Annotated in this window: 21 protein-coding genes; 20 read left to right on the forward strand and 1 reads right to left on the reverse strand. The window is 64.2% G+C overall.

The features are described from left to right. The first annotated feature begins 48 nt into the window (after positions 1-48). Positions 49-1,014 carry a methylenetetrahydrofolate reductase gene (locus tag IWX88_RS06930; RefSeq protein ID WP_196828584.1) on the forward strand — a complete coding sequence of 322 codons (966 nt, stop codon included), beginning with the start codon at positions 49-51 and terminating at the stop codon, positions 1,012-1,014. Further along, on the forward strand, positions 1,011-3,326 hold the full coding sequence (gene metE, locus IWX88_RS06935) for a 5-methyltetrahydropteroyltriglutamate--homocysteine S-methyltransferase (protein ID WP_196828586.1): 2,316 nt from the start codon (positions 1,011-1,013) through the stop codon (positions 3,324-3,326). Before IWX88_RS06930 ends, metE begins: the two co-directional genes overlap by 4 nt. A 138-nt stretch (positions 3,327-3,464) precedes the next feature. Here the strand turns inward: metE and lexA are convergent, their stop codons facing one another. Further along, positions 3,465-4,184, reverse strand: a complete 720-nt coding sequence (lexA, locus tag IWX88_RS06940; RefSeq protein WP_196828976.1) for a transcriptional repressor LexA — start codon at positions 4,182-4,184, stop codon at positions 3,465-3,467. Between the two features lie 594 nt (positions 4,185-4,778). Between lexA and IWX88_RS06945 the strand changes: the two genes are divergently transcribed. The 18 genes from IWX88_RS06945 to IWX88_RS07030 all read left to right on the forward strand — a co-directional run bounded on the left by IWX88_RS06945 (position 4,779) and on the right by IWX88_RS07030 (position 20,457). Then, positions 4,779-5,156: a LysM peptidoglycan-binding domain-containing protein gene (locus IWX88_RS06945; protein ID WP_196828588.1), complete on the forward strand. Its 378-nt coding sequence runs from the start codon at positions 4,779-4,781 to the stop codon at positions 5,154-5,156. Between the two features lie 209 nt (positions 5,157-5,365). Beyond that, positions 5,366-6,481 carry a histidinol-phosphate transaminase gene (locus tag IWX88_RS06950; protein WP_196828590.1) on the forward strand — a complete coding sequence of 372 codons (1,116 nt, stop codon included), beginning with the start codon at positions 5,366-5,368 and terminating at the stop codon, positions 6,479-6,481. Then, positions 6,478-7,083 carry an imidazoleglycerol-phosphate dehydratase HisB gene (gene hisB, locus IWX88_RS06955; protein ID WP_196828592.1) on the forward strand — a complete coding sequence of 202 codons (606 nt, stop codon included), beginning with the start codon at positions 6,478-6,480 and terminating at the stop codon, positions 7,081-7,083. Before IWX88_RS06950 ends, hisB begins: the two co-directional genes overlap by 4 nt. Positions 7,084-7,085: 2 nt before the next feature. Next, entirely contained in the window at positions 7,086-7,718 is a 633-nt protein-coding gene (gene hisH / locus IWX88_RS06960; protein WP_196828594.1) for an imidazole glycerol phosphate synthase subunit HisH, read from the forward strand. A gap of 53 nt (positions 7,719-7,771) precedes the next feature. Then, on the forward strand, positions 7,772-8,521 hold the full coding sequence (priA, locus tag IWX88_RS06965; RefSeq protein ID WP_196828596.1) for a bifunctional 1-(5-phosphoribosyl)-5-((5-phosphoribosylamino)methylideneamino)imidazole-4-carboxamide isomerase/phosphoribosylanthranilate isomerase PriA: 750 nt from the start codon (positions 7,772-7,774) through the stop codon (positions 8,519-8,521). 17 nt (positions 8,522-8,538) lie between these two features. Then, positions 8,539-9,369, forward strand: coding sequence for an SseB family protein (locus IWX88_RS06970; RefSeq protein WP_370568224.1), 831 nt, complete (start codon positions 8,539-8,541; stop codon positions 9,367-9,369). Between the two features lie 90 nt (positions 9,370-9,459). Further along, a complete protein-coding gene (locus IWX88_RS06975; RefSeq protein ID WP_196828598.1) occupies positions 9,460-11,127 on the forward strand; it encodes a CTP synthase in 1,668 nt (555 codons plus the stop codon). A gap of 2 nt (positions 11,128-11,129) precedes the next feature. Then, positions 11,130-11,774, forward strand: a complete 645-nt coding sequence (locus IWX88_RS06980) for an NUDIX hydrolase (RefSeq protein ID WP_196828600.1) — start codon at positions 11,130-11,132, stop codon at positions 11,772-11,774. A gap of 7 nt (positions 11,775-11,781) precedes the next feature. Continuing rightward, on the forward strand, positions 11,782-12,732 hold the full coding sequence (locus IWX88_RS06985; protein ID WP_231369011.1) for a site-specific tyrosine recombinase XerD: 951 nt from the start codon (positions 11,782-11,784) through the stop codon (positions 12,730-12,732). A 112-nt stretch (positions 12,733-12,844) separates the two neighbouring features. Beyond that, entirely contained in the window at positions 12,845-13,735 is an 891-nt protein-coding gene (locus tag IWX88_RS06990) for a ParA family protein (protein WP_196828604.1), read from the forward strand. After that, positions 13,719-14,549: a ScpA family protein gene (locus IWX88_RS06995; RefSeq protein ID WP_196828606.1), complete on the forward strand. Its 831-nt coding sequence runs from the start codon at positions 13,719-13,721 to the stop codon at positions 14,547-14,549. Before IWX88_RS06990 ends, IWX88_RS06995 begins: the two co-directional genes overlap by 17 nt. Beyond that, entirely contained in the window at positions 14,539-15,198 is a 660-nt protein-coding gene (locus IWX88_RS07000; protein ID WP_196828608.1) for an SMC-Scp complex subunit ScpB, read from the forward strand. Before IWX88_RS06995 ends, IWX88_RS07000 begins: the two co-directional genes overlap by 11 nt. After that, positions 15,188-16,015 (forward strand): pseudouridine synthase, encoded by an 828-nt coding sequence (locus IWX88_RS07005; protein WP_196828610.1) that lies wholly within the window; start codon positions 15,188-15,190, stop codon positions 16,013-16,015. Before IWX88_RS07000 ends, IWX88_RS07005 begins: the two co-directional genes overlap by 11 nt. Continuing rightward, a complete protein-coding gene (gene aroH, locus IWX88_RS07010) occupies positions 16,015-16,377 on the forward strand; it encodes a chorismate mutase (protein WP_196828612.1) in 363 nt (120 codons plus the stop codon). Before IWX88_RS07005 ends, aroH begins: the two co-directional genes overlap by 1 nt. A 72-nt stretch (positions 16,378-16,449) precedes the next feature. Beyond that, positions 16,450-17,556, forward strand: coding sequence for a prephenate dehydrogenase (locus IWX88_RS07015; protein ID WP_231368935.1), 1,107 nt, complete (start codon positions 16,450-16,452; stop codon positions 17,554-17,556). Between the two features lie 26 nt (positions 17,557-17,582). Beyond that, a complete protein-coding gene (cmk, locus tag IWX88_RS07020; RefSeq protein WP_370568244.1) occupies positions 17,583-18,275 on the forward strand; it encodes a (d)CMP kinase in 693 nt (230 codons plus the stop codon). A gap of 43 nt (positions 18,276-18,318) precedes the next feature. Then, positions 18,319-19,842 (forward strand): ribosome biogenesis GTPase Der, encoded by a 1,524-nt coding sequence (gene der / locus IWX88_RS07025; RefSeq protein WP_196828614.1) that lies wholly within the window; start codon positions 18,319-18,321, stop codon positions 19,840-19,842. 126 nt (positions 19,843-19,968) lie between these two features. Next, on the forward strand, positions 19,969-20,457 hold the full coding sequence (locus tag IWX88_RS07030; protein WP_196828616.1) for an NUDIX hydrolase: 489 nt from the start codon (positions 19,969-19,971) through the stop codon (positions 20,455-20,457). The last annotated feature ends 137 nt before the right edge of the window (positions 20,458-20,594 follow it).

A 20,594-nucleotide genomic window follows, 5' to 3' on the forward strand; every position in this document is an offset into this window, starting at 1 on the left:
CCCGTTCCATCCCGTGCAAGTGCAGACGCTGCACCTGCTACGAATGCTGTGTCACGTGAGCGCGTCCCGTTCTCATTCGAGCTGTTTCCCCCACGCAATGCAGTGGCGGCACACACGCTCTGGGACACCATCCAACAGTTGGCATCAGTGGGTCCCGAGTTCATGTCGGTCACCTACGGGGCCAATGGATCGTCCCGCGAGAGCTCACTCGAGGTGTTGCGCTACATTCTCGAGCACACTTCCGTGCTCCCGCTCGCGCATCTGACCTGCGTCGGTTCCTCTCACTACGAGGCCAACCGTCTAGTGAGGGAGTTTCTCGACGCCGGCATTACCAATTTCCTGGCGCTGCGCGGGGACCCTCCGCATGGTGCTGTCGAGGGTGACCAGTTTCTCGGCGACCTCGGGAGCGCCTCCGAACTTGTGCAACTCATCCATCGAGTGCAGACCGAGCGAGCACAGTACGCGACCCTCCCGTCGCGAAGTCCTGCCGGGGGTGGTTCGATCCCGTCCTCCCGCCAGAAGGTGCGGGTGGCAGTGGCGGCCTTCCCTAACGGGCATCCGCGATCGAAGCGGTCGAACCAGGACATCGACACACTCCTCGCGAAACAGACATCGGGCGCGACCGTTGCAATCACCCAGCTCTTCTTTCACGCCGAGGACTACCTCGGGTTTGTCGCCGGAGCACGCGCGGCTGGCGTGACGATCCCGATCCTTCCCGGGGTGATGCCGACCACAACGCCCACACGGCTCGAGCGGATCCTTGCGCTCACCGGCGAGCGACGCCCCGATGAGCTGTCCCGGCGGCTGCATGCGTCTGATTCTCTCGACGAACAGTCGCAAATCGGAGTCGCGCATGCTGTCATGCTCTCCCGTGAAATCCTCGCCGGTGGAGCACCGGGCCTCCACCTTTACACTTTCAACCAGCACCAGGCCGCTCTGTCCGTTCTCGAGGGAGCCGGTCTTCTCGCCGGCACCGACCTCACCAGCAAAATCCAACGCAAGGAATTCGTATGACGACTCCCTCATTCCCGATCGGCAGCATCCTCGGCTACCCCCGGATCGGCCGTCGCCGCGAACTCAAGAAGGCCGTCGAGTCGTTCTGGGCTGGCAGGATTACCGCTGACGAGCTCGAGGCGACGGGTGCCGAACTGCGTCGTGCAACGCGCGAACGACTGGTGGCGCTCGGTTTGGGCAAGACCGACTCGTCTATTCCGGAGGCTTTCTCCTTCTACGACCAGGTGCTGGATGCTGCGGTAACGGTCGGCGCCGTCCCCGCCCGTTTCGCTACCCTCGTCGCTGCCGACGGCACCGTCGACCTGGCCGGCTACTTCACAATTGCTCGCGGTGAAGGAAGCAACACTCCTGCCGAAATGACCAAGTGGTTCGACTCGAATTACCACTACCTCGTGCCGGAGATCGGTCCGGAGACCGACCTGCACTTTGCCTCTGATCGCCTCGTCTGCGAGGTCGCGGAAGCCACCACCAGCGGATTCCGCACCCGCCCAGTCATCGTGGGGCCGGTCACTTTTCTCCTGCTCAGCAAGCCGAGTGAGGGTGCACCGAAGGGGTACCAGCCGCTCGACCGTCTCGATGATCTGCTTGCGGTCTACGCAGAGTTGCTCGCGGCTCTCACCGCGGTCGGCGCCGAATGGGTACAGCTTGATGAGCCAGCGCTTGTGAGCGAGAGTATCGAAGTGCCGCGTGAGAAGGTGCTCGCCGCTGCGAAGCGCGCCTATGACGCGCTGGGGGCCGCAACCGTTCGCCCGCAGATTTTTGTCTCCGCTCCCTACGGCAGCCTCGACGACGCACTTCCGGTGCTCGACTCCACACCGATCGAAGCCATCGGGCTCGACCTCGTCCGGGGGTCCGTGCCGCGAGGGTTCCGCACCGGGAAGACCCTCGTGGGGGGAGTCATCGATGGGCACAACATCTGGCGCGGAGACCTCGCCGCCGCGTATCGCATTCTCGAGTCGCTTCGTGCGCTGTCGCCGAATGTCGCCGTCACCTCATCTACGAGTCTGTTCCACACCCCGCAGGATGTCGCTGACGAGCCATTTCTCGATGATCGGCTGAAGAGCTGGCTGGCCTTCGCCGACCAGAAGGTGGCGCAGATCGCCACCCTCGCGATCGGACTCGCCGATGGTGCAGCTGCAATCCAGGGGGAGCTGCATGCAGCATCCGCCGCTCTCGTCGATCGCCGGATCGCGCCCGGTGTGCGCGACGGCGACGTGCGTGCTCGTGCGGCCGCCCTCACGGAGGCCGACTTCACACGCGGCGACTATGCCGAGCGCCTCGCCGCCCAGGATGCCGCGCTGAACCTGCCATTCCTGCCCACGACGACGATCGGGTCGTTTCCGCAGACCGGTGACATCCGCAAGGCTCGGGCAGCCAACGCCAAGGGGGAGATCAGCGAGAGTGAATATGTCGATTTTCTCAAGGCGGAAATCACGAGCGTCGTCGAGCTGCAGGAGCAAATCGGCATCGATGTGATTGTGCACGGTGAGCCCGAGCGCAACGACATGGTGCAGTACTTTGCAGAGCACCTCGACGGGTTTGCCGTGACGCAGAACGGGTGGGTACAGTCCTACGGGAGTCGCTGTACGCGACCGTCCATCCTCTGGGGGGATGTGGCGCGCGAAGCTCCCATCACCGTGGAGTGGTCGGCGTACACGCAGAGCCTCACGCAGAAGCCGGTCAAGGGAATGCTCACCGGCCCGGTCACCATCCTGGCCTGGAGTTTTGTGCGAGATGACCAGCCCATGGGGGAGACCGCCAACCAGGTCGCGCTTGCGCTGCGCGATGAGATCGAGGACCTCGAGCAGGCCGGCATCGGTATCATTCAGGTCGACGAGCCAGCTCTGCGCGAGTTGCTTCCCCTCAAAAAAGCGGATCAGGCGGCCTATCTCGAGTGGTCGGTGCGCTCCTTCCGCCTCGCGACCTCCGGAGTGGCCACGAAGACCCAGATCCACACGCACCTCTGCTATTCGGAGTTTGGTGTCGTCATCGACGCCATCAACAATCTGGATGCGGACGTCACCTCCATCGAAGCGGCCCGGTCGAAGATGGAGGTGGTCCCCGACATCCAGCGCAGTGGCTTCGGTCGAGGGATCGGCCCGGGGGTCTACGACATCCACTCTCCGCGCGTGCCGTCGATCGAGGAGGTCACCGACCTCATCGAGATTGCCCTTGGATCCATCCCGAACCGACAGGTGTGGGTGAACCCCGACTGCGGGCTCAAGACGCGGGGCTATGACGAGACCGTGGCTTCTCTCACGAACATCGTCGCGGCGACGCGTGCTGTGCGCGAGCGGGTGCGCGCCCGCTGACGCCGGTCACCGGTCACAGGTCAATCGCCGTCGCGGTTTCTGGCTGGGGCCGCGGCCGCTTTCCGGGCCGTTTCGGTCATTCCGGGTCGGCGTGCCAGCCCGTTTGGCCCGCAATGGCCCGGATTACGAGAGAAGCCGTCAGACGGAGCGCAGCACCGCGACGACCTTGCCGAGCAACTCGGCATAGTCCCCGAGGATCGGTGCGAAAGCGCTGTTGCGAGGCAAAAGCCAGGTATGGCCGTCCCGCTGTTGGAATACCTTGACGGTGGCTTCCTCATCGAGCAGTGCCGCGACGATATCGCCGTTTTCCGCTGTCTTCTGCTGACGCACGACAATCCAGTCGCCATCGCAGATCGCCGCGTCAATCATTGAATCCCCGACGACCTTGAGCATGAACAGCTCACCCTTGCCGACAAGTTGACGGGGGAGCGGGAACACCTCATCAACCATCTGATCAGCGGTGATCGGGATGCCCGCGGCGATTCGACCGACGAGCGGCACCATTGCCGCGTCACCGACCGGCGTCGGGTTGTCCGACACAACCGAGCCCTCCTCCTGCTGGATCTCGATGAGGACTTCGAGGGCACGAGGTCGGTTGGGATCACGCCGCAGGTATCCACTGAGTTCGAGCTGATTGAGCTGGTGGGTGACGCTCGACAGCGATGACAGGCCGACGGCATCCCCGATCTCCCGCATGCTTGGCGGATACCCGCGGGATGCCACGGATCGCTGGATGAAGTCGAGGATTGCGAGCTGCTTGTCGCTCAAACTCTTGCGGCGACGGGTTCCCGGCTTCTCCCGAATCGGCCCAGGCTTGCGTGGCCCGCGATCTGTGGTGTCAGCCGCATGTGAATCCATGTCGCTCATGTCACTCCTGATTCTTATGCAATCACTCTGCGGGCAATAACTCTGCTGGCTTTGGGTTTCGTCGCGCTTCGGATACGGGGTGGCTACAGCTCCGATCGATCACAGCAGCCATCGATCACAGCAGCCATCGAACACAGCCTCGGCCGATAACAACCTCAATCGACCGCAGTTCGTGCAATGTCGGTGGCTACTGATGACCTGTTCTCCAGACAATCGAAACTTTATCCAGTTTTGACCATCAAAACAAACACCTGTTCGAGTGTGTCGCGATAATTTTTTACAGTAATTCGAAGACACACCTTGAATTTGACAGAAATCGAAGCTATGTTCGAAACAAGGATTCGTACCCGGCCCTCCCGGCCGAGTGCCGGGTACGAAAACCGGTTGGTGCCTATCGAAGTTGCGCTCAGGTGTGCAGAACCTCGAGAACACCAGAACCTCGAGAACACCAGAAGCACGAGAACACCAGAAGCACGAGAACACCAGAAGCACGAGAACACCAGAACCTCGAGAACACCAGAACCTCGAGAACACCAGAAGCACGAGAACACCAGAACACCAGAACACCAGAGGAATGGATCGGCGATGAGTACAGCAGTCCTGAACGGCCCGGTAGGGGTGGTCGGTACACGGAGCAATTCGGTGCGGCCCACCTCCCGTTTGCGCATCACCCGCCGCGGTCGGGCGCTGCTCACAGTGCTGATCGCCGGGCCAGTCGTGATCGCGGCCTTCGCATTCGCAGTCAATGGCGGCGGAGCGGTAGCTGGGGTGGATTCCTCGTCGGTTGTCTTCGAGCACGTCACTGTTCAGCCGGGTGAAAGTCTCTGGCAGCTGGCCAGCGAAATTGCGCCTTCGTCTGACCCGCGGGACGTCGTGTCAGAGCTCGTTCAACTCAACCGATTGGATCGTGCAGAGGTGCATCCGGGACAGAGTCTGGCAGTGCCGCTCAAGTACTCGCACTGAACGGTCAATTACCAGCACTGAACGTCAGCACTGAACATCAGCACTGAACATCAGCACTGAACATCAGCCCTGAATGACACCGCATAACCTTGCCGAACCTTCGCTGCTGCGCATTCCGCGTCGTGCCGGCACCCTCAGCCCTGGGGGGAGCACCCCCCCCCCAGCGCCCGGAACAGCTTCCAACAATCGTGGCGGTTTACGATTGGAAGGTGGTTTCCCTTGACGATCTCCCCATCCGTGACAACCTTCGTGGCCTCGCCCCGTACGGCGCACCCCAGGAGCATGTTCGCATTCGACTGAACGTCAACGAGAACACGCATCCGATTCCCGAGGCGGTGGCCACGGATATCATGACCGCACTCGCCGCGGCTGTGATGGGGGTAAACCGCTATCCCGATCGCGAGTTCACCGAATTGCGCGACAGCCTCGCTGGCTACCTCGGCTCTGGCCTTACCCGTGACAACATTTGGGCGGCGAACGGCTCCAATGAGGTGCTCCAGCAGATAATGCAGGCGTTTGGAGGTCCCGGCCGCAGTGTGCTCGGGTTCCCACCCACCTACTCGATGCATTCGATCATCGCCTCGGGCACCGGTACTGACTGGATCGCGGGCACTCGGGATGCCGCATTCGAAATCTCACCGCAGACGGCCGTCGACTGGATCGAGCAGACCACACCGGACATCGTGTTTTTCTGTTCGCCGAACAACCCCACCGGAACGCCGCTGTCGCTCGAGACCATCGTTGCCGCCTATGACGCGACCGACGGCATCGTCGTGGTGGACGAAGCGTACGCCGAGTTCGGTCCCGCAGACCTGCCCACCGCACTCAGCCTTCTACCCGGTCGTGAACGATTGATCGTCTCGCGCACGATGAGCAAGGCCTTCGCTTTCGCCGGTGCTCGACTCGGCTATCTCGCCGCCGACCCTGCCATCACCGACGCTCTTCGCCTTGTGCGTCTTCCCTACCATCTCTCCGCGCTCACCCAGGCGGCGGGAATCGCGGCTCTCGCCCACAGCCGCGAAATGCTCGCGATGGTGGATGACATCAAGGCCCAGCGGGATCGCCTGCTAGGGGAACTACCCCGGCTCGGTTACCCGGTGTGGCGCAGCTGGTCTAATTTCGTTCTATTCGGTGGAGTAGCCGATCCGCACGCCGTATTCGAGGCCCTGCTCGAACAGGACATCATCATCCGCGACATCGGTATCCCCAATCACCTGAGGGTGACGGCTGGCACGGCCGCAGAGACCACCGCGTTTCTCGAGGCCCTCGGTGCGCTCGGAGCGGCGGGTAAGCCGGAGAGCGCTTTCGGTAAGGTTGGATTATGAGTCCTCAGCGCGTCGCGCACCTCCAGCGCGAGACGAGCGAGTCGAGTATCGACCTGTCGCTCGATCTCGATGGCACAGGCACGTCAGACATCCAGACTTCGGTGCCCTTCTACGACCACCTCCTGACCGCATTCTCGAAGCATTCGCTCATCGACCTCACGGTGCGGGCAAACGGTGACACCGAGATTGATGTGCACCACACCGTCGAGGACATCGGCATCGTACTCGGCACGGCGATCAAGCAGGCGCTTGGCGATAAGTCCGGAATCGCGCGGTTTGGTGACGCCCTCGTGCCTCTCGACGAGGCCCTCGTTCAGGCCGTCGTGGATGTGTCGGGGCGTCCGTACCTTGTTCACTCGGGGGAACCGACCGGGTTCGAATTCCACCTGATCGGCGGCCACTTCACCGGGTCGATGGTGCGCCACGTCTTCGAGGCGATCACCTTCCATGCGGGACTTACCGTGCACATCACGGTGCTCGGCGGTCGGGATCCGCACCACATCGCCGAGGCCGAGTTCAAGGCGTTTGCTCGGGCGCTGCGCACAGCGGTGGAGCCGGATGGCCGGGTCACGGGCATCCCATCGACCAAGGGCGCGCTCTGACGATGAGTCGTCCCTCGGTCGTCGTGCTCGACTACGGCAGCGGCAATGTGCATTCCGCCGCGAAAGCACTCGAAGCCGCCGGCGCGGATGTCTCTCTCACGGCTGATCGAGCGCGCGTGCTCGCCGCTGACGGGTTGCTGGTGCCGGGGGTCGGTGCGTTCTCCGCGGTGATGGCTGCCCTCGATTTGGTGCACGGCGGGGATCTCGTCGACCTCCGGCTGGCCGGGGGCAAACCCGTGCTCGGCATCTGCGTGGGAATGCAGGTGCTGTTCGGACGCGGAGTCGAACGCGGAGTGGAGACCGAGGGACTCGACCAGTGGCCCGGCGTCGTCACGGAGCTAAAGGCGCCGATCCTTCCGCACATGGGATGGAACACGCTTGAGGCGCCAATCGACTCCGTACTCTTCAACGGCATCGCCGACGAACGCTATTATTTCGTCCACTCGTACGCCGCCACCCAGTGGACCCTCGAAACCATGCCGCCATTTCCTGAGCCGAAACTCACCTGGGCGGAGCACGGCACCCGGTTTCTCGCTGCAGTGGAAAACGGCCCCTTGAGTGCCACCCAGTTTCATCCGGAGAAGTCGGGGGAGCCGGGCATCCGGTTGCTGAGGAACTGGCTCGACTCCCTTTAACGTCTTCCTCGCCACCGTCCAGAACAGACCAGCAGTCCGACAGAAATGGCCCGATGAACTCTCTCGCTTCTCCCCCCAAACTCGTGCTGCTGCCGGCAATCGACGTCGCCGACGGCCAGGCGGTGCGGCTGACCCAGGGGGCGGCGGGCAGCGAGACGAGCTATGGCGACCCGGTGGATGCCGCGGCGGACTGGACCGCGCAGGGAGCGGAGTGGATCCACCTCGTCGACCTCGATGCGGCGTTCGGTCGAGGTAACAATCACGAAGCGATTCGTTCGGTGATCAAGCGAGTCGGCGGGGATGCCCTCATCGAGCTGTCCGGCGGCATCCGGGACGACACGAGCCTCGAAGCGGCCCTCGACACCGGTGCGAAGCGAATCAACCTCGGTACGGCTGCGCTGGAGAACCCGGACTGGGCCGCCCACGTGATCGCCAAGTTCGGCGACCTCATCGCGGTCGGGCTCGATGTGCGCGGCACGACTCTCGCGGCGCGGGGCTGGACGAAGGACGGCGGTGACCTGTTTGAAGTGCTCGACCGCCTCGAAGCGGCAGGCTGCACCAGGTATGTGGTGACGGATGTCACCAAGGACGGCACTCTGCAGGGTCCAAATCTCGAGCTGCTTCGCTCGGTTGCTGAGCGGACGGACCGGCCGATCGTTGCGTCCGGCGGCATCTCGAACCTCGAGGACATCGCCGCTCTGCGTGCTCTCGTGCCGCTGGGTATCGAGGGTGCGATCGTGGGCAAGGCGCTGTATGCGAAGGCTTTCACTCTCTCCGAGGCGATCTCGGTCGCGTCCGACTGAGAGACGGGAACCAGCCCGTGAACGCGTCAGCGGAGAATAGCCCCGGTACCGATTCGGCTGCCGGCCAGCCAGCGACTGACTCCGCCGGCCAGGCAGCAACCGACTCTGCCGGCCAGCCCTGGCAGGGGCGCCAGTTCGAGCATCGATCGGCCTCGGATGACGATGGCTCGGCTCCGGAAGCTCTGATGCTTGCGCTCGCACAGTTCTCGGCCGGCACACTCGGGCAGGCCGGGGTCGTTGACACCATTCGCGATTCGCGAATGCTGATCCCGCTGGTGGCACACCTCGGCGAGTCAGACATCGGCGCGCACTCTCTCATGGTCGACAAGAGTGCCGAGTTGTCGATTGTCACCGTCGCGGGCCCGGACGGTCGTAACGTGATGCCTGTCTTCAGCTCAGTCGAGGCGATGCGTCGCTGGAATCCGACGGCACGACCGGTGCCGGCTGACGCGGTGCGCGTGGCTCTCGCGGCCGCAAGTGAGGGCACGGAACTCGTGGTTCTCGACCCGACATCGCCGACCGAGTTTGTGATCCGGCGCCCGGCGCTCTGGGCAATCGCGCAATCGCAACCGTGGATCCCGAGTTATCTCGATGCGGGCATCCTCAGTGAATTCCGCGCCGCTGCGCGTTCCGAGCGTGCGGTAACGGCAGTGACGCTCGAGACGGGGGATGCGGATGCCCGGCTCACCGGTCCCGAACTTGTCGTGAATCTCGCTCTCACGCCCGGCCTCGATCAGGCCGAACTCGATGCGCTGCTCACCCGTCTGCAGGAGCGGTGGACGGCGAGCCCGGCGATCGCCGCCCGGGTTGATTCACTCTCGGTGCGGCTCGGCACGTCCACAGCGTGAAATTGCTCGAACCGGGACGAGCGTGGCACGGTTTTCGGCGTCGAGCCGCTGATAAGCTGCAACCCCGTGGTGAACAAACAAAACGCGGACATGACCAAGCATATTTTCGTCACCGGTGGGGTCGTTTCGAGTCTCGGTAAGGGACTCACGGCAGCCAGTCTCGGAAACCTCCTCACGGCCCGCGGTCTACGCGTCGTCATGCAAAAGCTCGACCCGTATCTCAATGTGGATCCGGGCACCATGAATCCGTTCCAGCACGGGGAAGTCTTCGTGACCGATGACGGGGCGGAGACCGACCTCGACATCGGGCACTACGAGCGTTTCCTCGACATCAATCTGAGCCAGGCAGCGAATGTCACAACCGGCCAGATTTATTCGACCGTGATCGCGAAAGAGCGTCGAGGTGAGTACCTCGGCGACACGGTGCAGGTGATTCCGCACATCACCGACGAGATCAAGCGGCGCATGCGGCTGCAGGCCAGCGACACCGGCTACATGGGCACAGGTAAGCCGGACGTGATCATCACCGAGGTCGGCGGTACCGTCGGCGACATCGAATCCCTGCCATTCATCGAGGCTGCGCGCCAGGTGCGCCACGAACTTGGCCGCAGCAATGTGTTCTTCGTCCATGTCTCACTGGTGCCGTATCTCGGCGCCTCCGGTGAGCAGAAGACCAAACCGACACAGCATTCCGTCGCCGCGCTGAGGTCGATTGGAATCCAGCCGGATGCCCTCGTGCTGCGATCCGACCGCCCGGTCTCCGAATCCAACAAGCGCAAAATCGCCCTCATGTGCGACGTGGACGAGCAAGCGGTCGTCAACGCGGTCGATGTGCCGTCGATCTATGACATTCCGACGATGCTGCATGACCAGGGGCTCGACGCGTACATCATCAATCATTTCGGGCTCGAGGCAGCCGAGGTGGACTGGTCGGGCTGGAAAGACCTTCTCGCCTCTGTGCATCAGCCCAAGCACGAGGTCACAATCGGACTCGTCGGTAAATACATAGATCTTCCGGATGCGTATTTGTCGGTGACCGAAGCGCTGCGTGCCGGCGGATTCGCCCAGCAGACGAAGGTGCTCATCCGCTGGATCCCGTCTGATGAGTGTGAGACGTCCGACGGCGCCGCGCGACTGCTGTCGGATGTCGACGGCATCTGTGTTCCCGGTGGTTTTGGAGTTCGCGGCATCGAGGGCAAGCTCGGGGCGCTCAAGTTCGCGCGCGAAAACGGTATACCCGTACTGGGGCTCTGTCTCGGACTGCAGTGCATGGTCATCGAATACGCGCGCAACGTCGTGGGACTCGCCGGGGCATCCTCATCGGAGTTCGACCCGGAGACCCGGTTTCCGGTCATTGCCACAATGGCTGAGCAGGTGGAGATCATCGCCGGGGGAGACCTCGGTGGCACGATGCGCCTCGGTCTCTACCCCGCTGATCTCGCCGCAGGATCACTCGTCGCGCAGGTGTACGGATCGGACCGGGTCGAGGAGCGTCACCGCCACCGCTACGAGGTCAACAACGCCTATCGCGCCGAGATCGCGGCTGCGGGGCTCGACTTTTCCGGCGTCTCGCCGGATCGGCACCTCGTCGAGTTTGTGGAGCTTCCGCGGGAGGTCCACCCGTATTACGTCGGGACGCAGGCACATCCGGAGCTGCGGTCACGACCCAACCGCGCGCATCCGCTCTTCCAGGGGCTGGTTGCCGCGGCCCTCGAACGCCAGGAGGCCACCCGTTTGTTCACCGTTCAGGACCTGTGAGCATGGCAGAGCCGCTCGCCGATGAGGTGTCACCCGTCACCGTGGTCTCGAGCGAGGTGGTCTACGACGGGATCATCTGGGACATCCGTCGCGATGTCTTCGAATACGGTGCTGTGCAGCCGCCTCAGACCATCACCCGCGAATATGTGGATCACACCGGGGCCGTGGCGATCCTCGCTCTCGACGATCAGGATCGGGTACTGCTGATTCGCCAGTATCGCCACGCCATCGGAACGCGTGAATGGGAGATTCCCGCCGGACTGCTCGACATCGACGGAGAGTCGCCGGTGATCGGGGCGCAGCGCGAACTCGCCGAGGAAGTGGATGTCGCGGCCACGCAGTGGCACTTGCTGAGCGACTTCTACTCGACGCCCGGCGGCAGCAATGAGACGATCCGCGTCTATCTCGCCCGGGGGCTGAGTGAGACCCACGCCGCCTTCGACCGCACTGACGAGGAGTCCGAGATCGAGAAGCGCTGGGTGCCACTGGATGAGGTCGTTGCTGCCGTGCTTGCCCGCACCATCGGCAACTCGATCCTCTGCATCGCCGTGCTCACCGCCCACGTATCGCGGGCCGGTGGCTGGGCGAGCCTCGGGGCTGCCGATGCACCGTGGCCGCGCCATCCGAAACTCCGCGGCCGTGACTGAGGACTCGCTGCGAGAGCCCGAGGCCGGCTCCGGCGACTCGCCATTCGAGCGGGCTGTCGACCGGTATCTGCGGCACGTCTCGATCGAGCGCGGGCTGTCGGCGAATACCGTCTCGGCCTATCGACGTGACCTGGCGGCGTACGGCCGGCACCTCGCCGAGGGCGATGTGACGACTCCCGAGGGCATCGCACTTGCCGATGTCTCGGCCTTTGCGCGGCACTTGCGCACTCGTACCGAGAAGCCGCTCACGGCATCCTCGATGGCGCGAATGCTGTCGTCGGTGCGCAGCCTGCACCGCTTTCTGCTTGATGAGGGCCTGGTGGCGGTGGATGTCGCGGCCGATGTCACCCCGCCGAAGCTCGCGAGTCGGTTGCCGAAAGCCATCACCATCGAACAGATGACCGCGGTGCTCGATGCGACGGCAGGGGACGATGTGCAGTCCCTCCGCGACCGTGCACTGCTCGAACTGCTCTACGCCACCGGTGCTCGCATCTCCGAGGCTGTCGACCTCAATGTCGATGACGTGATCGGCACACAGGGGCAGAGCGTCGACGTCGTTCGTCTGTTCGGAAAGGGCGGGAAGCAGCGGATCGTGCCGCTCGGATCCTTCGCGCAGACCGCCATCGACGCCTACCTGGTGCGGGCACGACCGCTCCTCTCGAGGCGGGGCACGGCGACCCCTGCGCTGTTTCTCGGCATCCGCGGACAGCGGGTATCCCGGCAGAATGCCTGGCTCATCATCCGCGCGAGGGCTGAGCAGGCCAAACTCGGCTTTGAGATCTCACCGCATACATTCCGGCACTCGTTCGCGACGCACCTGCTTGCCGGAGGTGCGGACGTGCGTGTCGTGCAGGAACTGCTCGGGCATTCGTCGGTGGCCACGACGCAGATCTACACACTGGTCACGGCGGACACCCTGCGCGACATGTACACCACGGCGCACCCCCGCGCGCGCTGAACGGGTTGCGCGAGCCAATCGGCCGTGGCGAGTCTGAACGACCGAATGCACGCCCTTCGATAGAATCTACCCACTCGGCAGCGGCCGGTGACCAAGGGTGAGGAATGTCGGGATGACAGCGAAGCGGGATAAATCTGCGGAGGAACTGCCCGGTTTCGAACGGGCAGCCACCGGACCGACCGGTCGACCGCTCACCGAATTCGCCGAGCCCCCCGTGCTCGCCGCCAATGGTCCCGCCCGCATTGTGGCGCTCTGTAACCAGAAGGGCGGCGTCGGCAAAACCACGACTGCGATCAGTCTGGGAGCCGCCCTGGCCGAATATGGCCGCCGAGTACTCGCGGTCGACTTCGACCCGCAGGGAGCCCTCTCGGCCGGGCTTGGCATCGCCTCCCATGAGGGATCGAACATCTACGACCTCATGCTCGGAACGCTGAAGGACGCCCATCAGGCGATCCGCACCACATCCACTCCCGGCCTCGACGTGATCCCCGCCAACATCGACCTCTCCGCCGCGGAGGTGCATCTCGTGAACGAGGTGGCCCGTGAGCAGATCCTGGCGCGGGTTCTTCGCCAGGTGAGCGGCGAGTACGACGTGATTCTCATCGACTGCCAGCCCTCCCTCGGTCTTCTTACCGTCAATGCGCTCACCGCGGCTCATGGGGTGCTCATCCCGCTCGAGTGCGAGTTCTTCGCCCTGCGCGGGGTCGCATTGCTCGTGGAGACCATCGACAAGGTCAAGGATCGTCTCAACCCGGCGCTGAAGCTCGATGGCATTCTGGCCACGATGTACGACTCCCGCACGTTGCATTCCCGCGAGGTGCTCGATCGGGTCGTCGAGACCTTCGGAGACCGCGTCTTCGAGACGGTGATCGGGCGCACCGTCAAGTTCCCGGATGCCAGTGTCTCCGGCACCCCAATCACGCAGTTCGCGCCCGACCATCAGGCTGCGGTGGCCTACCGCCAGCTGGCGAGAGAGTTGATCGCCCGTGGCGCGGTCGCCTGAGCAGGCACTCGCCCTCGCGGATAACTCGGATGCCACCGGCTTCTCGGTGAGCCTCGGCAACTTCAGCGGTCCATTCGATCTCCTGCTCTCGCTGATCGGTAAGCACGAGCTCGACATCACCGAGATCTCGCTCAGTATGGTGACCGGCGAGTTCATCGCCTATCTCAGGCAACTCGATACGGATACCGAGCTCGATCAGGCGAGCGAGTTCCTCGTTGTTGCAGCGACACTTCTCGATCTCAAGGTTGCTGGGCTTCTACCGCAGGGTGAGCTGGTCGATGCTGAGGATGTGGCGCTGCTCGAAGCTCGCGACCTTCTATTTGCGCGTCTGTTGCAATACCGGGCGTTCAAGGAGGTGACGACCTGGTTTTCGGCACAGATCGACGCGGAGTCCACGCGCCACGTGCGCTCGGTGCGGCTGGAGGAGAAGTTTCGCACGCAGACACCTGAACTCGTCTGGACGCTGAGCCTGGAGGACTTCGCTGCGCTTGCTGCCCTGGCGTTCGCGCCCCGAGAGCTGCCGACCGTCGGACTCGACCATTTGCACGCACCGTTGGTCAGCATCCGGGAACAGGCGGCCCATGTCGTCGCGCTCCTGCGGCGGGGGCAGCCGATGACCTTTCGCCAGCTCATCGCCGGTGTCGAGCAGCGGGGCGTGATCGTGGCGCGTTTTCTGGCGATTCTCGAGCTGTACCGGGGGGAATCCCTCGCCTTCGAGCAGCTCGAACCGCTGGGGGAGCTCACCGTGCGCTGGACGGCCGAACACTGGTCGGAAGAAAACCTCGCGAGCCTGGGATCAGATTATGGAAGTTAACATGCTGGACGGCACCGCCGAAACCGTCACCGCGCCGGTGGATGTGGAGCGGAGCCTCGAAGCGATCCTGATGATCGCGGATGCGCCGCAAACTCTCGTCTCCCTCGCGACGGCACTCGGTGTGCCCATCGCCGTGGTGCGGGAGTCGATCGAGCGGCTCGTCGCCGACTATGACGGTGGCGCAGACGGCAGTGCAGACGGCAGTGCAGACGGCGGCGCAGACAGTAACTTTGCGGCTGCCCCCGGCGGTAGCATCCGCCGCGGCTTCGAGCTTCGAGAGGTGGGCGGCGGATGGCGCGTCTATGTGCGCGGCGAATATGACGCCGTCGTGCGGGACTTCGTGCTCACGCAGAACCCGTCGCGTCTCTCGCAGGCCGCACTCGAGACGCTTGCGGTGATCGCGTACAAACAGCCGATCAGCCGGGGCGCCATTGCGTCGATCCGAGCGGTGAATGTGGATTCCGTCGTGCGCACGCTACTCGGTCGCGGACTCATCACCGAGGCATTCACCGACAGCGAGACCGGCGCGATCCACTACTCAACGACCGATCTCACCCTGTCCCAGCTCGGAATCAACTCGATCGATGAGCTGCCGGCGATCTCGCTCCTTCTCTCCGACGGATCGGACGGCTTCGCCGATGTCATCTGATAAGCACGGCTCTGACTCTCCCTCCGGCACCGCCTCCACCCCAGCATCCGACGACGGAGTACGCCTGCAGAAACTCATGGCGGCGGCCGGCGTCGCCTCGCGGCGCGTCTCGGAAAACATGATCGAGGCCGGACGAGTCGAAGTGAATGGCGAGGTCGTCACGGAGCTCGGCCGTCGCGTGCTCGCAGCGGATCTCGTCTCCGTAGACGGGGTCGCCATCCAACTCGACACCTCCCGGCGCTACCTCATGCTGAACAAGCCCGTCGGCATCGTTTCTTCGCTGCAGGATGACCGCGGGCGCCCCGACCTCCAGCGCTTCGTCTCCCGGTTTGATGAGCGGCTCTTCAACGTGGGCCGGCTGGATGCGCAGACCTCCGGCCTGCTGATTCTCACCAATGACGGCGAGCTCGCCCACGTGCTCGCGCATCCGTCGTTCGGAGTGCTGAAGACCTACATCGCCAAGGTCGAGGGTCGGGTGTCACCCCAGACCGTGGCGAAGCTCACCGGCGGCATCGATCTGGAAGACGGCCCGATCGCGGCGGACAAGGCGCGCATCGTCGGCCAGGCCGGCGCTCGCGAGACGATCGTGGAGATCACCCTGCACTCCGGGCGTAACCGCATCGTGCGGCGGATGCTCGAGGAGGTGGGCCACCCGGTCATCGACCTCGTGCGGCGCCAGTTCGGTCCGCTGCACCTCGGATCGCTCGCCGCCGGAGACATCCGCGACCTCACCAAAGCCGAGCTCGGCGCTCTGCTGACCATCTCCCGAGACGCGACGTCCGCTGACGCTCCGAGCGACTCCGAGGAGGCGGACTGATGGCGGTGCGGGCGATCCGCGGGGCGATTCAGCTCGACCGGGACGATCGGGTCGAGGTGATGCATGCCACCGCCGAACTGCTGTCCAAGTCGCTACACGCCAACGAGATAGACACCGACGCACTCATCTCGGTGATGTTCACCGCGACACCGGATATCACCAGTGAGTTTCCCGCTCTCGCCGCGCGGGAGCTCGGGCTCGGCGACGTGCCGCTCATGTGCGCCGTGGAGATGGATGTCGCGGGCTCGATGCCGCGTGTCATCCGACTGATGGCCCTCGTCGAGTCGGAGACACCACGCAAGTACATCGTGCACACCTATCTGCGGGGGGCGGTCGCGTTGCGGCTCGACCTTGCTCAATAAAAACGTGCCCAATAAACCCGTGCCCAATAAACCCTCACCACACACCCTCGAGAACAACGGGAACCCCAGACAATGAACGGAAGCCGCATGATCGGCCAGGTGCGCGTCGTCGGCACCGGCCTGCTCGGAGCGAGCGTCGGTCTCGGCCTTCGAGCCCTCGGCGTAGACGTGATCGTGCACGACTCCTCGCCCGCCAACCTGAGCCTGGCGATTGACTATGGTGCCGGGCGTGCCCCCCGCGACACCGATAACCCGCGGCTCATCGTCGTTGCGGTGCCCCCGGATGTCACGGCTCGTGTGATCGCTGATGAGCTCGCTGCGTTTCCGGATGCTCTGGTCACGGATGTCTCGAGCGTCAAAGTGGCCGTGCTGGCCGGAGTTCGTGCAGTCACAACCGCATCGCACCAAGCCGACGTGAACCGTTATGTCGGGTCGCATCCGCTTGCCGGTCGCGAACGGGGTGGACCGATCTCGGCCAGGGGTGACCTGTTCCTCGGGCGACCCTGGGTCATCACCCCGCACGACGGGATGCCGGCAGCGCAGGTTGGCGTGATCGAAGACCTGGTGCTCGACCTCGGAGGGGTGCCCGTGATCATGACCGCCGAGCAGCACGACTCCAGTGTCGCCCTCGTCTCGCATGTGCCACAGGTGATCGCCTCTCTACTGGCCCGGCGCCTCAACGGAGGCAACGAATCCGCCCTCTCTCTTTCCGGGCAGGGCCTGCGCGACACCACCCGGATCGCATCGAGCGATGCCGAGCTGTGGGTGCAGATTCTCGGTGCAAACGCTGCGGCGGTCACCGCTGTGCTCAGGGAATACCGCGCCGATCTCGACCGGGCCATCGAGACACTCGACGCACCCGAGCTGCCCGGTGCTCGACGCGCCCTTGCCGAGTTGCTGGCCGGTGGCAATACGGGGGTTGCTCGCATCCCCGGGAAACACGGTCAGGATCGGCGCTTCAGCCAGATCGTCGTGTTGGTTGACGATACGCCGGGGGAGCTCGCGCGGCTGCTCACCGAGATCGGCCATATCGGAGTGAACATGGAAGATCTCAGACTCGAGCACTCGCCGGGGCAGCAGATCGGCCTCGCCGAGATTTCAGTGGTGCCCGAGGCCGAGCCGGGGCTGGTCGCCGATCTCGAGGCTCGAGGCTGGCGCATTGCGCAGGTCGGCGCGTGAGCGCCGAGACTGTGAGTGGCGGGTCTGTGAGCGGTGGCCCTCGCCAAGGGCGTGCTGCACGCGTGGTCGTGGCCATCGACGGCCCGGCCGGAAGCGGCAAGTCCAGCGTGAGCCGGGCATCCGCTCGAATACTCGGATTCGACTATCAGGACAGCGGTGCAGCCTATCGGGCGCTCGCCTGGTTTGCGCTGGAGAACGGCATCGATACTGCGGATGCCGAGGCCGTAATCGCGTCGCTCCCCGCATTCGACTATGAGATCGGCATCGATCCTGACGACTACTTCGTGCGGGTCGGGGCAGTGGATGTCACGCACGCGATCCGTGACCCCCGCATCTCCGCCGTGGTGAGCCTGGTCGCGCGCGTTCCTGTGGTGCGCGCTCACCTCGTCGACCTCTTCCGCACGGTGATCGAACGCAGTGCGCGGCCCGGCATCATCACCGAGGGCAGGGACATCACGACCGTCGTCTGCCCGGGCGCGGATATTCGGATACTGCTCACCGCATCCGAAGAAGCTAGAATGGTAAGGCGTTCCGCTGAGTTACCGTCGGAGTCGGCTGCGGCCGTTGCCGAAAAGCTCAGTTCTCGAGACGCCCAGGACTCCCGGGTTGTCGACTTCATGAACGCCGCCGAGGGTGTGACCACCCTCGATTCAACAGATCTCGACTTTGACCAGACCGTCCAGGCGGTTGTAGCCCTGGTGGCTCCGCCGGTCGAGTAAAGCGCCCAGCGCTCGTATCGAGACCCTCAAGAGGAAAACCCCCATGCCAGACAACAACGACCAAGAGCACGACGAATACGGCGATCTCGATCCCAAGCTGAGCGAGAAGCTTGCCGTGCTCGACGAGTCCGATGCGCTCATGCGGTCGAATGCCCTGCGTGCGGGCCTCGAGGACTACAACCTCGACGACGAAGACCGCGACATCCTCGATTCCGCATCGGATGATCCGGATGCCGTCACCTACCTGCCGGCCCTGCCGGTGCTCGCGATCGTCGGTCGCCCCAACGTGGGCAAGTCGGCGCTCGTCAACCGCATCCTCGGCCGTCGCGAAGCTGTGGTGCAGGACACCCCCGGTGTCACCCGCGACCGCGTGACCTACAAGGGCGAGTGGGCCGGACGCAGGTTCACCCTCGTCGACACCGGTGGCTGGGAGCCGGATGCCAAGGGCATCAACGCCTCCGTCGCCGCCCAGGCCGAGATCGCGATCGACCTCGCCGACGCCGTGCTGTTCGTCGTGGACGCCACGGTCGGTGCCACCAGCACGGATGAGCACGTCGTACGCATGCTGCGCTCCACGAGCAAGCCCGTGATCCTCGCCGCCAATAAGGTGGATGACGCCCGCCAGGAGCCGGAAGCCGCCAGCCTCTGGAGCCTCGGCCTTGGCGAGCCATGGCCGGTCTCCGCCCTCCACGGTCGCGGCGTCGCCGACCTGCTCGACCATGTGTTGACGATCCTCCCCGAGGTCTCGACGGTCGCGAAGGAAGAGGTCGGTGGACCGCGCCGGGTTGCGATTCTCGGCCGCCCGAACGTCGGTAAGTCCAGTCTGCTCAACAAGGCCGTCGGCGAAGAGCGCGTCGTCGTCAACGAGATGGCCGGAACCACTCGCGACCCGGTGGATGAGCAGGTCGAGCTCGGTGGCAAGGTATGGCGTTTCGTCGATACCGCGGGAATCCGTCGTCGCATGAATCTCGCCCAGGGCGCCGACTTCTACGCATCGCTACGCACCAGCGCGGCGCTCGAAAAGGCCGAGGTCGCCGTTGTCGTGCTCGACGTGAGTGACGTGATCAGCGAGCAGGACGTGCGCATCATCGACCTCGTGCTCGAGTCGGGCCGTGCGCTCGTGTTGGCGTTCAACAAGTGGGACCTGATGGATGACGACCGCCGTCGCTATCTCGAACGTGAGATCGAGCAGGACCTCGCCCACGTGGCCTGGGCACCGCGGGTCAACATCTCCGCAAAGACCGGCCGTCATCTCGAAAAGCTGGTTCCCGCGCTTGAGCTCGCGCTTGCATCGTGGGACACCCGCATCGCCACCGGCAAGTTCAACGCTCTAGTCGCAGAACTCGCGTCCGAGCATCCGCACCCGGTTCGCGGCGGAAAGCAGCCGCGCATCCTATTCGGCACCCAGGCCGCGACGCGTCCGCCGACATTCGTCCTGTTCACCACCGGATTCCTCGACCCCGGGTACCGTCGTTTCATCACGCGACGTCTGCGTGAGATCTTCGGCTTCGAGGGCAGCCCGATCAACGTGAACATGCGCGTGCGCGAGCGTCGTAAGCGCACCTAGCCCCCGCTGGCCCTTGGTCGAGTAGGTCGCTCCAGCGACCGTATCGAGACCCCTGCGCCCCTCCCGTTGGTCGAGTAGGTCGCTTTAGTGACCGTATCGAGACCCCTGGTGGTGCACACTTAACAGATGTCTGACCGACCCCCGCCACTCCCGCCCGGATACATCCGTGATCCAGGGGATACCTGGGTCTACGGCCCCGACGGTGCCAAATTTTGGGGGCTCTTCGGTGCTGCTGGGTTGCTGGTTTGGCATCCGTCTGTCGGTATCCTGCTGCAGCATCGTGTCGGCTGGAGCCACTTCGGTGGCACCTGGGGACTCCCCGGCGGTGCACGCAAAGAGGGCGAGAGTGCGGTCGACGGCGCACTGCGCGAGGCGGCGGAAGAGGCGACGGTGCCGGCACACCTGCTGCGCATCATCCACACCTCTGTGCTCGACCTCGGGTACTGGTCCTACACGACAGTCGTAGCGGAGGCGACCGAGGTTTTCGAACCCATCATTGCGGATGCCGAGAGCGCCGAGCTGCGTTGGGTACCGGTGTCTGAGGTCGAGTCTCTTCCTCTGCACCCAGGTTTCGGTGAGGCCTGGGCTGGTCTCCGCACCTATCTCGCTGAGTGATTTCGCCGGTCGAGTAGTGCCGTCTGCGCTCCCTCCCCGCTGTTCAACTGTCAAAGAATGTCGTCTAACGGGCCCGTCCGCGGCACTCTTTGACAGTTGAACGGGCGATGCGGGCAGGCGCTTGTTACGCGTAGGTT

The sequence above is a fragment of the Frigoribacterium sp. CG_9.8 genome (genome assembly GCF_015751965.1).
Lineage (GTDB): Bacteria > Actinomycetota > Actinomycetes > Actinomycetales > Microbacteriaceae > Lacisediminihabitans.

What these genes read in the sequence shown, in the direction of transcription:
- metE (WP_196828586.1), top strand. Translation starts at nt 1,011, where the DNA reads ATGACGACTCCCTCATTCCCGATCGGCAGCATCCTCGGCTACCCCCGG.
- lexA (WP_196828976.1), bottom strand. Translation starts at nt 4,184, where the DNA reads ATGGATTCACATGCGGCTGACACCACAGATCGCGGGCCACGCAAGCCT.
- IWX88_RS06945 (WP_196828588.1), top strand. Translation starts at nt 4,779, where the DNA reads ATGAGTACAGCAGTCCTGAACGGCCCGGTAGGGGTGGTCGGTACACGG.
- hisB (WP_196828592.1), top strand. Translation starts at nt 6,478, where the DNA reads ATGAGTCCTCAGCGCGTCGCGCACCTCCAGCGCGAGACGAGCGAGTCG.
- hisH (WP_196828594.1), top strand. Translation starts at nt 7,086, where the DNA reads ATGAGTCGTCCCTCGGTCGTCGTGCTCGACTACGGCAGCGGCAATGTG.
- priA (WP_196828596.1), top strand. Translation starts at nt 7,772, where the DNA reads ATGAACTCTCTCGCTTCTCCCCCCAAACTCGTGCTGCTGCCGGCAATC.
- IWX88_RS06975 (WP_196828598.1), top strand. Translation starts at nt 9,460, where the DNA reads ATGACCAAGCATATTTTCGTCACCGGTGGGGTCGTTTCGAGTCTCGGT.
- IWX88_RS06980 (WP_196828600.1), top strand. Translation starts at nt 11,130, where the DNA reads ATGGCAGAGCCGCTCGCCGATGAGGTGTCACCCGTCACCGTGGTCTCG.
- IWX88_RS06990 (WP_196828604.1), top strand. Translation starts at nt 12,845, where the DNA reads ATGACAGCGAAGCGGGATAAATCTGCGGAGGAACTGCCCGGTTTCGAA.
- IWX88_RS07000 (WP_196828608.1), top strand. Translation starts at nt 14,539, where the DNA reads ATGGAAGTTAACATGCTGGACGGCACCGCCGAAACCGTCACCGCGCCG.
- IWX88_RS07005 (WP_196828610.1), top strand. Translation starts at nt 15,188, where the DNA reads ATGTCATCTGATAAGCACGGCTCTGACTCTCCCTCCGGCACCGCCTCC.
- aroH (WP_196828612.1), top strand. Translation starts at nt 16,015, where the DNA reads ATGGCGGTGCGGGCGATCCGCGGGGCGATTCAGCTCGACCGGGACGAT.
- IWX88_RS07015 (WP_231368935.1), top strand. Translation starts at nt 16,450, where the DNA reads ATGAACGGAAGCCGCATGATCGGCCAGGTGCGCGTCGTCGGCACCGGC.
- der (WP_196828614.1), top strand. Translation starts at nt 18,319, where the DNA reads ATGCCAGACAACAACGACCAAGAGCACGACGAATACGGCGATCTCGAT.
- IWX88_RS07030 (WP_196828616.1), top strand. Translation starts at nt 19,969, where the DNA reads ATGTCTGACCGACCCCCGCCACTCCCGCCCGGATACATCCGTGATCCA.